Raw genomic sequence first — 13,996 nt, 5'->3', positions numbered from 1 at the left:
CCGCCACGTTCCGGAGGCGTAGCCGTCCTCGCACCACCACGACCGCGTCGTCAGCCGTCAGCCGCGGCGACGGCGGAGGCACTGAGCCGGGATCAGGCAACTCCCGGCTGTGGGGCGCTGAGGGTGTACGTGGTTCCGACGCTGGTTTGGACCCATGCGTTCGGGAGGGCTGTGGCGAGGGTGTGCTGGGCGCGCCAGCCGGTGCAGTGGCCGGGGACGATCAGTTCGGGGGCGAGTTCGGTGAGCGCGGCCACCGTGGGGCCGATGACCGGCTCGAGGGCGGGGCCGCTCAGGTGGAAGCCGCCGATGAGGGCCAGCAGTGTGCCGACGCCGGTCAGCCTCATGGCGTGCCGGACGATGTTGACCACTCCGGCGTGGCCGCACCCGGTGACGACGACGAGTCCCCGGCCGCGCACGTGGATGACGAGTGCCTGGTCGTCGATGACGGTGGGGTCGTGTCGCCAGCCGTTCCCGTCCCAGGCCTGGTGTGCGCGCGGCATGCCGTGCTCGAACTCGGTGACGCGGTCGACCTCACCGGTGATCAGGATGCCGCCGGTCAGCAGCGACGGCTGCCGCCGCTCGATCACCTCGAAGCTTTCGCGTTCCAGGGCGCCCCGGGACAGCGTGGGCAGCTCCAGACCCTGGCCGGCGGGTAGTTCCAGGCGGCGGCGGGTCCAGACCGCCGGGTGCACGGTCAGCGGCAGGCCGGAGCGCCCGCGCAGCCGGGACAGGCCGTCGAAGCCGCCCGCGTGGTCGAAGTGTCCGTGGCTGAGCACGACGCCCTGCAGGTCGCCGACGTCGATGCCGAGACGCTCGGCGTTCACCGCCAGCGCGTCCGGCGATGCGCCGGTGTCGAACAGCAGCGTGCTGCTCGCGTTTCCGCTTCGGACGGTGACCAGGGCGGAGAAGCCGTGTTCGGCACGCAGCCCCGCGAGGGTCTCGCCGCCGGCGAAAAGACGCGCGGCGGTCCGTCCGGCACCCATCGACGCCCGGGTGACGCCTTCGGCGGAGGGCAGCAAAGCGTCGAAGGTGTTGTCGACCATCGTCGTGACCCTGACCTCGTCGACCTCGGGCAGCGTCACCGGGTCGACAGCCGGTCCCTCCGCGACGCGAGGCGCCGACCACGCCGCCTCCGCCGCCGAATGCCCGTGATCGTCGCACATGCTGGACAGCTCCTACCCGCCGATCGGACCGGTCAGGCCCACGGCTGTCGCGCCGGCCGCGGGCGGTGTCATGCTCCCACTGGCGCGGGCGGGACGACGACGTCGATGAGCCCGGTGGTCACGTCGTACACGAGCCCTGAGACGAAGGCTCCGGCCGGAAGCTTCCCCTTGAGGGTGTCGGCGTCGACGCGGACGGCGGCGACCGGATCGCCGACCGCCTTTGCGTCCAGGTCTCCGGCCGCCACTTCGAAGTAGTCGGCCAGCATCTCGGGGAACGCGGCCAGGTCCGTGATCCCGCAGTCGGTGTGGTGCAGGACCGCGTAGTGGTTGACGCCCGGGCGAGGGCCGCCCGTGCGGGCCTGGACGACCTTCGAGAGCATCTCCAGCGTCCGGAGCGTCGCGGGTGTGACCCGCCCTCCGACGTTGCGGATCACCGCTGCCTCGCCGAGCCCGAGCCCGAGTACGTCGGACGGGTCGACACGGGGGTCGACGCATCCGATGACCGTGAGACGGCCGCTGGGCATGAGCTTGAGGTCGGCGAACGATCCGCCGTCGGCGAACCCGGCGTTCCGCTTGGTCAGCTCGTCCGTGTCGATCACGGTGACGGTGCCCCCTTCTCGGCTGAGCTGGGCCCCCGTCAATCCTGGACCGCCCCTGCTTCCCGTGCCACTCGACTTCGTGGCAGATCGCGATCACGCGGGCCGACGGAATGCGTGATCCGGTACGGCGGGCCGGTGCCGGGGTGCGGCATCCGAGTGCCCCCGGCGGGCTCCTTGTGCGGTGAGCGCGCACAGCCGACGGGATCCGGCAACGGCAGGGGCCGATCGGCGGCTACGGCTGGTTCGCGGCCTGCTTGACGGTCCTGATCACCGGTGCCGTTTCGAGGTGTGCGATGGCCGGGAGCGCGGCGACCCGGGTGGTCAGGTACCGGTACAGCTCCCGTTGGTTCGCGCACACCACGCTCGCGTACAGGTTGGTGGGGCCGGTCGTGGCGGCGGCGAACGCGATCTCCGGATGCCCGGCCAGCGCCTGGCCGGCCTCCTCCAGGTGCGCGGGCGCGACCGAGAGCCAGAGCAGGGTTCGGGCGCTCACGCCGAACATGCGCCAGTCGACGTCGATGTCGAGGTAGAGCAGGCCGTGTTCGCGCAGCTCCGCCATCCGGCGCCGGACCGTCGTCGGCGACCAGCCGGTCGCCGCGGCCAACTGCTCGAACCCGGCCCGGCCGTCGGCGGCGAGCAGGGCGAGGAGCTTGCGGTCACCGTCGTCGAGCCGCACCGGTCCCGGTCGACGCGGCAGCGCAGGCGGGCGCAGTCGCTCGACCGCCTCCTCGTCCAACGACCCGAGTTTTCCTACCAGGTTGTCCGGGCTGCCGTAGAAGGCGTGCAGGACGCTGTGCGCGCTCACGCCCTCCACGCGCGGGGTGCGGGGGAGTTTGGTCAGCAGCAGTGCCTCGCTGTCCGCCTCGCTCTCGGTTCGGACCACGCAGGTGATCTCGGTGCCGCCGGAGCTGAGACTCACCCACGACGTGTCGGGCCGTCGGGCCAGCGCCTCGGCGACCGGGAGCGACGCGGCGGGCGCGCATCGCACCCGCAGGAGCCACAGGACGGCGCCCAGCGCGGTGGGATCCACCCCGCCGAGCACCCGGACCGCCCCGGCCGACCGCAGACGGGCGTAGCGGCGGGCGATGGTGCGATCCGACACACCGAGGACCTCGGCGATGGCGCTGAACGGGGCCCGGCCGTCGATCTGCAGGGCGTGCACGAGCCGCCGATCCAGCTCGTCGTAGTCGGATTCCACCGGGCTGAAGCTAGCCGGTGTCGGATACCGACGCAATCGTGACGGTCGCTGGCTCGGGCGGCTCGGCCGGCGGAGCGTTGCCTGCGTCCTGATCGACACGGCAGAGGAGAGTCCGTGGACACCGAAGTGCTCATCGTCGGCGCCGGCCCGACCGGAATGACGCTGGCCAACGAGATGCTGACGGCGGGGGTGCCGACCGTGCTGGTCGACAGGCTGTCGCAGCGCAGCGATCTGTCCAAGGCGGGCGGCGTGCAGTCCCGCACACTGGAGGGGCTCGACCAACGAGGGCTGCTGGAGCCCCTGCTGGCCACCGGAGACCACCCCGTCACCACCGGCCACTTCGCAGGCATACCTCTCCCGCTCCATGCCAACGGGCACCGTCCGCCCTGGCGGTCCGTGCCGCAGGTGGTGATCGAGGGCTTCTTCGAGCGGCACCTCGCCGCGCGCGGCCTCCACGCCCGGAGGGGCCACGAACTGGTCGGCCTCGCCCAGGACGGCGACGGGGTGACCGCGACCTTCGCCGACGGTGCGGGCCTGCGCGCCCGTTACCTCGTCGCCGCCGACGGGGCCCACAGCACCGTACGGTCCCTGCTGCGGGCCGAATTCCCCGGTGAGCCGGGCACGTTGACGATCACCGCCGCCGACGTGCGGCTGGGCGGCGTCGGGCCGTCCACGTCGCACACCTGGAACGAGGACGGGCACTGGGCGGCACTGTTCCCGCTCGGCACCGATCCGCAGGGCAGGCAACTGCGCCGGCTGGTACTCGGTGGGCCCGGCTGCTCCCTGCCGAGGGAGGTCCCGGTGACCGAGGAGGAGATCCGCCGCGGCCTGAGCACCGTGTTCGGAGCGCGGGTGCAACTCCTCGAACTGCGCTACGCCCGCCGTATCACCAACGCGTCACGGCAGGCCGAGCGGTACCGGCACGGGCGGGTGTTCCTGGCGGGCGACGCCGCCCATGTCCACCTTCCGCTCGGCGCGCAGGGCATGAACACCGGGATGCAGGACGCGCTCAACCTCGGCTGGAAGCTCGGCGCCGCCGTGCACGGCTGGGCACCGGCGAACCTGCTCGACACGTACCACGCGGAACGGCATCCGGCAGGGGCCGCCGTACTGCGCAACGTCCGGGCGCAGAGCCTGCTGATGGACTGGGCCGGCACCCGCGATCCGGATGTGCTGGCCGCCCGGGAGATCTTCACGGCGCTGGCCCGGCTCCCGGACGTCCAGCACCATCTCGCGGACCTGATGTCCGGGATGGCCGTCCGTTACCCGATGCCGGGCACCGAGACACATCCGCTCGTCGGCCGGTCCGCGCCGGACCTGGACCTCGGTCCGGCCCGGGTGCACGAACTGCTGCGGTCCGGGCGCGGCGTCCTGCTGGACCCGGCCGACACGTTCGCCGCGATCGCCGGCCCCTGGGCGGACCGGGTGGACCGGGCGGGGCAGGGGGCCGACACCGAGGCGATGCTCATCCGGCCGGACGGCTACGTGTGCTGGGCCGGCGCGGACGACCTCGAACCGGCGCTCGCCCGCTGGTTCGGCGAGCCCCGCTGAGCCCACGTGGAGAGACCGGTCGTCAGCGGCGGGCGCCGACGGTGACGACCGGTCGTGCGGGGGCGACGGGCGGCCCTGATCGGGCCCGCCGAGATCGTCCACGACGGCGTCGACGGCCGTCTCGTCCCGGTGGGCGACCGGCAGGCGCTGGCCACCGCGCTGCACGAGGTGATCGCCGACGAGCCCGCCCGCCGTCGCATGGGACGTGCCGCCCGCCGGGCCGCCCACCGGTACGACCCCGCGCGCATCGCCGACACCTACGAGGACCTGTTCGCCGACCTGACCGCATCCCAGAACTCCCGCGCCCGGCAACGCACCAAGGGGCGGTGGCGCGGACTGGCCGCGCGAGCCCTGCGCCGCCTGGGCCGCTGACACCACCTCCGCGCGCGACCTGCGGACGCCTCCAGGGTCCGGCCGCGCGGACGTCGTACGGTGTGCCGCCTGCTACGTTCCGGAGTGTGCCGAGCATGGAAACGCCGAGCCGCCGGCTCATCCTGGTGATCAGAGCGCCCGGCGTGCCGCTGTGCGCCGAGGGGATCCGCAACGCCGAGTGCACGCCCTACGAGACGACGGCGCGCGACGTGTCCGGGACCCCGGAGGCCGCCGAGGCCCGCGCGCGGCTCGACCAGTGGGCGGCCGTCCCCGAGGACCGCGCCGGGCGCGTCTTCACCGCCCCGCGCCAAAGCCCGGAGGGGGAACCGTGAGCACGGCACCGGTGAAACAGCCGGCTCCGGCCAGGCACATGTGGCCGCTGTACGCCGCGGGGTTCACCACCGCCTTCGGTGCGCACGGGATCGCCGCCAGCCTGGGCGGTCATGCCAGGGGTGCGGTGACCTCACTGCTCGTGCTCGGCGGGCTGCTGGCCCTGTACGACGGTGCCGAGGTGCTGCTCAAGCCGGTCTTCGGCACGCTCGCCGACCGGATCGGCGCGCGCCCGGTGCTGCTGGGCGGACTCGTCGCCTTCGCCGCCGCGTCCGCGCTGTACGTCGTGGCGGACAGCCCCGGCTGGCTGTGGGCCGCGCGGCTCGGCCAGGGCGCGGCGGCCTCCGCGTTCTCCCCGTCCGCCTCGGCGCTGGTCGCCCGGCTCAATCCGGCGGCCAAGCGCGGCCGCGCGTTCGGCGGTTACGGCTTCTACAAGTCGGTCGGCTACACCCTCGGTCCGCTGCTGGGCGGGGTGCTGGTGTGGGCCGGGAGCCTGCGGCTGCTGTTCGCCGTCCTGGCCGTGCTCGGCGCGGCGGTCGCCGTGTGGGCCCTGCTCGCCGTCCCGGTCGTACCCCCGCTTCCCAGGGCCCGGCAGACGGTGCTGGATCTGGCCCGGCGGCTGGCCGACCCCGCCTTCCTCGTCCCGACCTCGGCGCTGGCCGCGGCGACCGCCGCCCTGTCGGTCGGGGTGGGCTTCCTGCCGGTGTCCGGGCGGGTGGCGGGTCTGGGCACGGTCGCCACCGGTGCCGCCGTGTCCGTGCTGGCCGCCTGCGCGGCCGTGGTCCAGCCGAAGGCGGGGCGGGCGCTGGACCGGGGGCGGCTCACGACCCGTACGGGCCTCACGGCGGGGCTGCTGCTCGCCGCCGCGGGGCTGGGCTGCGCCGTGTTGCCGGGGCTCACCGGCATCCTCCTGGGGGCCGCGCTGATCGGTTTCGGAACCGGGCTGATCACCCCGCTCGGCTTCGCCGCCCTGGCCGCGAGCACCCCCGCCGAGCGCCTCGGGCAGACCATGGGCGCCGCCGAACTCGGCCGTGAACTCGGCGACGCGGGCGGTCCGTTGCTCGTCGCGACGGTCGCCTCCCTCACCACCCTCAGCCACGGTTACGCCGTACTCGGCGTCATCCTCGCGCTCGGTCCGGTCCTCTCCTTCGCGCGGCGCCGTCCCGCCGGGGGGTGAAACCCCGCCCGGCGGGACGGCGCCGCGCATGCGGGCAGGGGCTCAGCGCCCGGCGACGGCGAGTTCGTAGTCGCCGATCAGGTCGCCCAGGAGCGTGCCGGCGGTGACGTGGCCGGCCATAAGGGGAACGTCCTGGTCAGCAACTTCAACAACAGCCAGAACGGCCCAGAGGACCGACCCCGCCGCCCTGGTGGTCGGCCCGACCGGCGTCGGCCTCGCCAAGGACGGCTCGCTCTACGTCGCCGACACCGTCAAGAACCGGATCACCGTCATCCCGCGCGCACTGACGCGGCGTACGAGCGCCGGCACCGGCAAGGTCGTCACCAGGGGTGGCAGGCTCAACGGCCCCCTCGGCCTCGCCATCGCGCCCAACGGCCACATCCTGACCGTCAACGGCGGTGACGGGAACATCGTCGAGACCACACCCGCAGGCCGCCAAGTGGCCTTCCGCCAGCTCGACAACAGCGGCTCCCCGCCCGGCGCGGGCGCGCTCTTCGGCCTCGCGGTGGACCTGGACCGCGACGCCGTGTACTTCGTCGACGACGCGAACAACACCCTCAACGTCCTGAAGTGACCCACGGAGAACGCCAGAGGCCCCGGACCCCTCCGGGGCCTCTGGCCCGCGCGCGCTCGGTAGGGGAGCCGGGTGCTCGACCTTCGGCCGGTTCGACCGTCTGTTAGCGTGCGGCGGATGGAAGACCTGGGACTCGCGGCTTGGCCGCCTGAGCCGATCAGGACCGAACGGCTGGTGCTCCGTGGGCCGCAGGCGCGGGACCGTGCCGCGTTCATCGAGCTGCTCGCCTCGCCCGAGGTGAACACCTACCTCGGCGGTCCCCGCCCGCGTGACGAACTCGACCGCGAGACACCCGAGGTGCCCGAGCGGTGGCCCGGGAGTTTCGTCGTCGATCTCGACGGGGCGATGATCGGCCAGATCCTGCTCAGGAGAGCGACCGGGCACCGTCGCCCGGCTGCCGCGGGGAAGGCCGATCTCGGCTACCTGTTCCTGCCGCGGGCATGGGGACTCGGGTACGCCGCCGAGGCGTGCGCGGCGGCACTCGACTGGTTCGACGGCGTCCTTCCCGGCGAGCCCGTGGTGCTCACCACCCAGACCGCCAACGCCGGCTCGATGCGCCTCGCGGCGAAACTCGGGTTCACCGAGGTGGAGCGGTTCGAGGCATGGGGCGCCGAACAGTGGCTCGGCATGCGGTCCCCGGTGACGCCGTCCGATTGAGGTCCGGCTGAGTCCCCGCCGCATCGCGGACGAGGGACGTGCTACCTGCTGCAGGTGGCAACGATGCCCAGAATCAGCAGGGCCACGAAGAACATCGCCACGCAGCCGCCCACGGCGCTCTCCGTCTCCGCGACGATCCCCTTCGGCTTCGGACGGGACCTCTCGTAGTCCTGCATCCCCCGTGCCACCGCACGCCTGATCTCGTCCTCGTCCACCGAAAGTCCCCCAAGTCGGCCACTGTGCTCTCAACGGGCATGGTGAAGCCACCCCAGGCTGTCGATCAGTAGAGGAAGGGTGGCCCGGGCAGCTCCGAAGCTCCGTCGACGACGAGGTCGGCGCCTCGGGCGCGTCCCAGCAACCAGGCCAGGAGCGAGGTCTGCGGGCCGTGGATGATCGGCGCGTGTCGTGCGGTGCCGATGTCGTAGCCGGTCTCGGTGTCGGTCGTGTGCAGCCGCATCGCCGGCGCGTCGTCGCGAGCGCCGAAGGACGCCACCACCCGGCCGAGCATGTCCCGGACGAAGCCGGCCGGCCACTGGGCGGGCGTGTAGCCGGCGTTCAGGTCGACGTGATGAATCAGCACCTCGCACAACCGGGAGTCGGCGGCACGCGCGGCGGCTCGCTCCTGGCCGCGGGTCCAGCGAACCTTCCGGCTCCACGCCTCGGGCGGCATCTTGCGGTACTCCGTGGCGAACCGGAGCGCGGCACTGCGCAGGTCGGCCACGAGTTCGGCCGTACCACGGCCCGCTCCTGCCTCGATCTGCTCGTCCCGGGCGGCCAGACTCGGGTACTCCGGCGTCTCCCTCCCGGTCCGCGCCCAGATCAGCAGGTTCCGGCCGCCGTCGGCATTACGGGCCAGGTGGGTGAGCACATGCCCGCGTGACCAGCCCGGCAGCAGAGAAGGCGCACGCACGTCGGCATCGGTGAACCGGGCCGCCGTTTCCATGAGATGCCCGGTCGCGGCCCCGATCTGATCGAGCATGGCCGCGGGATCGAAGCCCGCGTGGTCATCAGCGGTCATACTGCCTCCTGAAGTCGTCGGCCGAACTGACCATGTTCGAGGCGGTCTCCCGGGCGAGCCGGGTGTTCCTCGGCCGGGGCAACCGGTCGGACTGGCGGCGCCTAGGATCGGCTCGTGATTGCTGATGTGCAGTGTGTGGTGTTGGACTGCCCCGCGCCGACGGAACTCGCCTCGTTTTACCAGGCGTTGCTCGGTGGGTCTGTCAATCGGGAGGATCGGCGATGGGCCGTGGGGGAGGGCTGGGCGACCCTGCACACGCCGTCCGGGCTCGTCCTGGCCTTTCAGCGGGTGGCCGACCACGTGCCGCCGCGGTGGCCCGACCCGACCCGGCCTCAGCAGTTCCATCTCGACTTCGGCGTAGCGGACTTGGACCGGGCCCAGGAAGAGGTCCTGGCCTCGGGCGCGAAGGTGCTGGACGAGGGTTCCGGTGAACGGTGCTGGCGGGTCTACGCCGATCCGGCGGGGCATCCGTTCTGCCTGGTGCGGCACTGAGGCCGGGGGACCAGCCGCGGTCACGACGGCGCACGGGGCGGATGGGGCGGATCGGTGACGCCCCCCAGGAGACCGACGCCCGCTCCTCGCGCATCGGCATCCCGTTCGGCCGAACCCGGCGCCACGTCCGGCGCACTTGTTCCTCTCGCCATGCGTACGACAGCCGCGTTGCCCGCGGTCCGCTGGAGCGAGCGGACATGGGCGACGACTCGTGGATCCGCAGGATCCCTCGCTATCGGTAATCGCTCTTCGGGCTCCATGTGGTCAGTTGCGTAGCGTGATGGTGATCGTCGCCCCCAGGAATTCGCTGCCGGAGTTCGTCCAGTGCTCGTGCCAGGTGGAACCGGACTCCTGGCCGTACATGCGGAAATACCACAGGGGGTCATGGCCGCTGGTGGTTCTCATGCTGTCCTCATGCTGTTCGCGGTAGTAGTTCTCCATGGTGATGAAGTCCTTTCCGCTCCTGGCGACGACACCCCCGAAGTGGTACGGGACCCGCCCTTCGCTGCTCATGAGCGCGTCCTGCTCGGCATCGGGGCGTGCCATGGTCGTGATCCCTTCGCCCACGTTCGGAGCGGGGGCGTACTGATTGACTCCCAGTTTCTCCAGCACCCTTTCGGCCTGCTCGGGGGACTCCTTGACCAGGTGCTGGAACCGTCCGCTCATGGCGTGCACGATCTCGAGGAAGGCCTTGGTGTCCCCGTCGCCGCCCTTCTCGACGCCTTCTTCGTACTTGCCGTGCCAACCGCCGTCCGGTTCCATGCGCACGAGGAACTTCTCGACCACGTCCCAGTACTTGTCGTCGGCGCTGCGGTGCATGGTGTGTTTCCCGGTGACGAACCCCAGCATCTCATTGCAGCGCTGCGGCCCTCGGACGTCGAGCCCCTTGGTCTTCTCCCCGCCCTTCTCCTTCCGGTACTTGGGCTCGATCTCGTACAGTGTGACGTTCTTCGCCTTCCCTTCCTTCGTCTTCCTTTCGATGACCAGGGACCTGCCCGTCCTGGAGAGGGAGATCCCCATTTCCTTCCTTGCGCCGGGAAGCCTCTTGACGGACTCGTTGAACTGTTTGTCGGTGGCGAAGAAGTTCTTCGGTTCTCTCCCGCTGCCCGCGTGTTCCACGGCCAGGTCGTACGCGTCCGACACGGCGAGGTCCACCTGGCCCGCGTACACCAGGTGGGGCTTGGGCGGAGAAGTGGCCGATCGCTCGTCGAACCAGCTGTGCTGATCGTTCTTCTCCTGGCCGACGAAGAAGTCGTCGGAAGCGGGGTTCTTCACGGGGTAGTTCGCGGCGCCCGCCTTGATGACGTGGAGTCGCTGGACAGCCGTCCCCCCGACACCGCAGCCGTCCCCTGCGGCACAACCACCGCTTCCCGGCCGCCCGGACGAGCTGCCGGCCTCGGCGCCGCCGTGGTTCTGGATGATGGCGTCGCGCTGCACGGGCGCCGGCGCACTCATGACCCGGTCCGCCTTCTGCTCGGCTTGGCGCTCACCCGCGTCACCGGGGCTGGACATGCTCACGCCCGCCCCGTTGCCCGAGCCCGGGACCGGTCCCAGCTGCTGGTCCTCGTAGTGGGCCAACTCGTGTGCCCAGTCCTTCTTGGTCATCCCACTGCCGACGACGATGTGACGACCGCTGGTGAAGGCCTTGGCCTCCAGGGCCGCCGCCGATTCCCGCGCCTGCGGCCCCTTGTGCACGAGGGCGCCGCTGAAGTCCGCCCCTCCGAAGCGCTGCTCCATCTCGGTGCGCAGGCCGTGCTCCATCGGCTCGGCCGGGGAGTTGACCCCCAGCTCGAGGGCGGCCCGCTGTACGTGAGCGTGGTCGGCCTCGGGCTCCGGGGCACGCGTCCCGGCCGCCGGTGTGGCCGCACGCTGGATGTGCCGGATCCAGGCGCTGCTCAGCGGTAACGCCGCTGAGCTGCCGGAAGTCTCCCCCGGAGCCTTGTCTCCCGCCTGCCCGTGCCCCCGGTGTATCGTCCGCACACGGTGTCCTCTCCCCAGAAACGGTCATCCGACCCGCTACCTGTACCCCGGTCGGCGGTCGGTGGCCATGTCCGCGAGTGCACGGACGGGGGCAGACGCGGGCGTGCCTGCGCCTGCCATGAGAAGGGGGCTGGGCCGGTCTCGGCCGCCCGCCGGCAACCCGGCTCATCCCGCACCGGGCCCGTGAACCGCCCGCGCGGCACCGACTTCAGTGGGCGTCGGGCTGCCGGCCCAGCAGCCGTTCGGCGAGGTCCGTACGGAGGTAGAGGACGCTGCGGCCGGTGCGGTGCGAGACGGCGAGGCCGGCCGCGCGCAGCGCGGTGAGGTGGTGCGAGACGGTCGGCATCGGCATGCCCGTGCGCGCGGCGATCTCCGTGGTGGAGGCCGGGGTCGCCAGTTCCGTCAGCAGCATGGCCCGGGAGCGTCCCAGGATGCCCGCCACCGCCTCGTGCACCGGGGTTTCGCCCCGCTCCCAGAGGGCGCCGATGCCGCGCGCCGGGTAGACCAGACCGGGCTGACCCGGCGGGGTGCTCTGGGAGAAGACCCCGGGCCACACGAAGACGGAGGGGACCAGGACCAGCCCCTGCCCGCCGTCGAGGGCCCGGCTGGCGTCGTACCCGGGGTGGGCGACCCGCAGTACGCCGTTGTCCCAGCCGACCGCCGGGTGCAGATCGGCGAACAGGGCCTCGGTGCCGCCGCGGGCGATCAGCTGCCCGCGGCGCAGGATCTCGCCGTCCAGGAGGCGGGCCATGCGCGGCCAGTGCGCCGCCAGCGCGGTGTCCCAGTAGGCCCGTATCTCCTCCGCGAGGCGGGCCAGACCGCGTGCCGGCGCCTCGTGCAACTCCGCGACCTCGGGGGCGAACGGGGCGGGGATCCGGTCGAGGTCGGCCCGGACCGCTTCGGGGCCGGTGCGCAGCAGCCGGCCGATCTCCTCGTCCAGCGTCGGCTCGCCGGTCTCCGGTACCGGTGTCAGGAAGTCCGGCACGTACGCGGCCGGGACCGGCACCAGCGCGGACAGCAGCGGGAACCGGACCCGGGCCGCGGCCAGCCGGTCGCGGGTGTGCCGGGCCCAGGCCAGGTGCAGGGCGTGCCGGCCGGGATCCTTCAGCGACTCCACGCTCGTGACGACCTCCCACAGGGGGGAGCGGGCGAAACGGGAGCGGGCGAGGTCGCCGGCGGAGAACCTCAGGGTCAGCACGTGCCCTCCCGAACCGCCCCGCGCGGCCCATGGATTCGACCCACGTGAAATCCATTGGCCCACGTCGCGGTCATCGGCAGGCTGGTGTGCGGCTCACCATCGCCGTGGCGCGGCGGTTCGTCGCCGTGCCCGCCCCGACGTCCCGCCGGTCTCCCCTTCATACGGCTGCCCCCCGTCCCGTGCGCCGCCCCGAGCGGCGTGTGCCCGAAAGGTTTCCACACCCGTGCCCGAAACAGCCTCTCCCGAGCGCGAGGGCTTCCTTCAGCGCAGGCTCGGCGTGCCCGACCTGCGCGGCAACCGGAAGCTGGCCAACGCCGCCGTGATCGACAGCATCGGCTCCGGTCTCATCCTCGCCTTCATCCTGGTCTACTTCGCCAGGACCACGGACCACTCGCTGCCGTCGATCGGCGGCGCGCTCACCCTGGCCCGGTTCCTGGCCGTGCCCACGGCGATGGTCGTGGGGCCGCTGATCGACCGCTTCGGCGCGCGGCTGGTGGCGCTGAGCGGCAATCTCGTCTCCGCCGTCGGCTACACGGGATTCCTGCTCGCGGGCGACCTGTGGCAGATCGCCCTGGTGGCCTGGCTCACCCAGATCGGCGGGGCGATGTACTGGACGTCCAGCAGCGGCCTGGTGGTGCTCGCCGCCGAGCCGGAGCGGCGGCCCCGCTGGTTCGCGCTGCTGCACATGCTGCGCAACGGCGGCCTGGGGATCGGCGGCGCGCTCGGGGCCCTGCTGGTCGGCTACCACGGCACCACCGGGCTGAGGGTCCTCGCCACCTCCAACGCGGGGAGCTATCTCCTCGCGGCCCTGCTGCTCGCGCTGTGGCGGCCTCCCGTCCGCTCCGAGGACCGGCCGAAGCCGGAGAAGGCGCAGGCGGCACCGAAGGCGAAGGGCGGCTACGGGACCGTCCTGCGCGACCGGCGGTACATGCTGCTCGTCGGCATCAACATCAACTTCGTGTTCGCCGCGCTGGTCCTGAGCCTGCTGATCGCGGTCTTCGTGACCGAGGGCCTCGGGCAGGCCGCCTGGATCGGCGGAGTCCTGCTCGTCCTCAACAGCGTGCAGGTCGCGACGACGCAGACACTCGTGAACCGGCGGCTGGAACGCTACCGGCCGATCCGGGTGATCGCCGCCGGCAGCCTGATCAACGCCCTCGCGTTCGGGATCTTCGCGGCCCTGGGCATGGCCCCGGCCTGGGTCGCCGTGGCCGGCCTGTTCGTCGGCATGTTCCTCTACAACCTCGCCGAGACCGTGGCGACCCCCTTCTCGGATGATCTGTCGGTCTCCCTGGCGCCCGAGCACCTGCGCGGCCGGTACCTGGCCGTCTACCAGCTGTCCTGGACCTTCGGCCAGACGGTCGCCCCGCTGCTGCTGACCGTGCTGCTCGGCCTGGGAGCCGGCTGGCCGTGGCTGTTCCTGATGGCGCTCGCCCTGCTGGCGGTACCCGCGCTGCTGCTGCTGGAGCGCATGACGAAGCACGCCGAGCGGGCCCCCGGGGACACGGGCACCGAACTGGAACAGACCCCCGGCGGCGGAGTCCAGCCCGAGCCGGCGGTGTGACGGGACATCACACGCGACGGGGGCGGGGGGGAAACCCATGTGCCCGTCCACCCCCCGCGTCCGGCCGTTTCCGCCCGCGGACTCCCGGGGGTTCTGGGGCGGTGGGCAGCTCGCCCGTGGTTGCTG

Annotated in this window: 14 protein-coding genes; 8 read left to right on the top strand and 6 right to left on the bottom strand. The window is 72.4% G+C overall.

The window, feature by feature from the left end; translation table 11 throughout:
• Positions 1-92: 92 nt before the first annotated feature.
• The 3 genes from ACZ7FF_RS08465 to ACZ7FF_RS08455 all read right to left on the bottom strand — a co-directional run bounded on the left by ACZ7FF_RS08465 (position 93) and on the right by ACZ7FF_RS08455 (position 2,960).
• Positions 93-1,163: an MBL fold metallo-hydrolase gene (locus ACZ7FF_RS08465; RefSeq protein WP_470810523.1), complete on the bottom strand. Its 1,071-nt coding sequence runs from the start codon at positions 1,161-1,163 to the stop codon at positions 93-95.
• A 68-nt stretch (positions 1,164-1,231) separates the two neighbouring features.
• Entirely contained in the window at positions 1,232-1,762 is a 531-nt protein-coding gene (locus tag ACZ7FF_RS08460; RefSeq protein ID WP_470810522.1) for a carbonic anhydrase, read from the bottom strand.
• Between the two features lie 232 nt (positions 1,763-1,994).
• A complete protein-coding gene (locus ACZ7FF_RS08455) occupies positions 1,995-2,960 on the bottom strand; it encodes an Lrp/AsnC family transcriptional regulator (protein WP_470810520.1) in 966 nt (321 codons plus the stop codon).
• A gap of 114 nt (positions 2,961-3,074) precedes the next feature.
• Here ACZ7FF_RS08455 and ACZ7FF_RS08450 point away from each other — a divergent pair, with 114 nt between their 5' ends.
• The 6 genes from ACZ7FF_RS08450 to ACZ7FF_RS08425 all read left to right on the top strand — a co-directional run bounded on the left by ACZ7FF_RS08450 (position 3,075) and on the right by ACZ7FF_RS08425 (position 7,621).
• Positions 3,075-4,511, top strand: coding sequence for an FAD-dependent monooxygenase (locus ACZ7FF_RS08450; RefSeq protein ID WP_470810519.1), 1,437 nt, complete (start codon positions 3,075-3,077; stop codon positions 4,509-4,511).
• A gap of 54 nt (positions 4,512-4,565) precedes the next feature.
• Complete coding sequence (locus ACZ7FF_RS08445; RefSeq protein WP_470810518.1) at positions 4,566-4,883, top strand: glycosyltransferase; 318 nt, start codon at positions 4,566-4,568, stop codon at positions 4,881-4,883.
• An 86-nt stretch (positions 4,884-4,969) separates the two neighbouring features.
• The gene (locus tag ACZ7FF_RS08440; RefSeq protein ID WP_470810517.1) at positions 4,970-5,215 is read left to right on the top strand and encodes a hypothetical protein; all 246 of its coding nucleotides are present in this window, start codon (positions 4,970-4,972) and stop codon (positions 5,213-5,215) included.
• 38 nt (positions 5,216-5,253) lie between these two features.
• Entirely contained in the window at positions 5,254-6,390 is a 1,137-nt protein-coding gene (locus tag ACZ7FF_RS08435; RefSeq protein ID WP_470810608.1) for an MFS transporter, read from the top strand.
• A 103-nt stretch (positions 6,391-6,493) separates the two neighbouring features.
• On the top strand, positions 6,494-6,964 hold the full coding sequence (locus ACZ7FF_RS08430; protein WP_470810515.1) for an NHL repeat-containing protein: 471 nt from the start codon (positions 6,494-6,496) through the stop codon (positions 6,962-6,964).
• Between the two features lie 117 nt (positions 6,965-7,081).
• Positions 7,082-7,621 (top strand): GNAT family N-acetyltransferase, encoded by a 540-nt coding sequence (locus ACZ7FF_RS08425; protein ID WP_470810513.1) that lies wholly within the window; start codon positions 7,082-7,084, stop codon positions 7,619-7,621.
• Between the two features lie 280 nt (positions 7,622-7,901).
• Here the strand turns inward: ACZ7FF_RS08425 and ACZ7FF_RS08420 are convergent, their stop codons facing one another.
• Positions 7,902-8,639, bottom strand: a complete 738-nt coding sequence (locus ACZ7FF_RS08420) for a maleylpyruvate isomerase family mycothiol-dependent enzyme (RefSeq protein ID WP_470810511.1) — start codon at positions 8,637-8,639, stop codon at positions 7,902-7,904.
• A gap of 114 nt (positions 8,640-8,753) precedes the next feature.
• Between ACZ7FF_RS08420 and ACZ7FF_RS08415 the strand changes: the two genes are divergently transcribed.
• A complete protein-coding gene (locus tag ACZ7FF_RS08415; RefSeq protein ID WP_470810510.1) occupies positions 8,754-9,131 on the top strand; it encodes a VOC family protein in 378 nt (125 codons plus the stop codon).
• 264 nt (positions 9,132-9,395) lie between these two features.
• On the opposite strand, the gene ACZ7FF_RS08410 is transcribed toward ACZ7FF_RS08415, so the two are convergent.
• Together ACZ7FF_RS08410 and ACZ7FF_RS08405 are read right to left on the bottom strand one after the other, a co-directional pair.
• Positions 9,396-11,111 (bottom strand): eCIS core domain-containing protein, encoded by a 1,716-nt coding sequence (locus tag ACZ7FF_RS08410; RefSeq protein ID WP_470810508.1) that lies wholly within the window; start codon positions 11,109-11,111, stop codon positions 9,396-9,398.
• 208 nt (positions 11,112-11,319) lie between these two features.
• Entirely contained in the window at positions 11,320-12,309 is a 990-nt protein-coding gene (locus ACZ7FF_RS08405) for an ArsR/SmtB family transcription factor (RefSeq protein WP_470810506.1), read from the bottom strand.
• Positions 12,310-12,532: 223 nt separating this feature from the next.
• Between ACZ7FF_RS08405 and ACZ7FF_RS08400 the strand changes: the two genes are divergently transcribed.
• Positions 12,533-13,870 carry an MFS transporter gene (locus ACZ7FF_RS08400; protein WP_470810505.1) on the top strand — a complete coding sequence of 446 codons (1,338 nt, stop codon included), beginning with the start codon at positions 12,533-12,535 and terminating at the stop codon, positions 13,868-13,870.
• The last annotated feature ends 126 nt before the right edge of the window (positions 13,871-13,996 follow it).

This window comes from Streptomyces sp. NPDC037126 (assembly GCF_055605965.1).
This window is presented reverse-complemented; position numbering and strand designations above follow the sequence as displayed.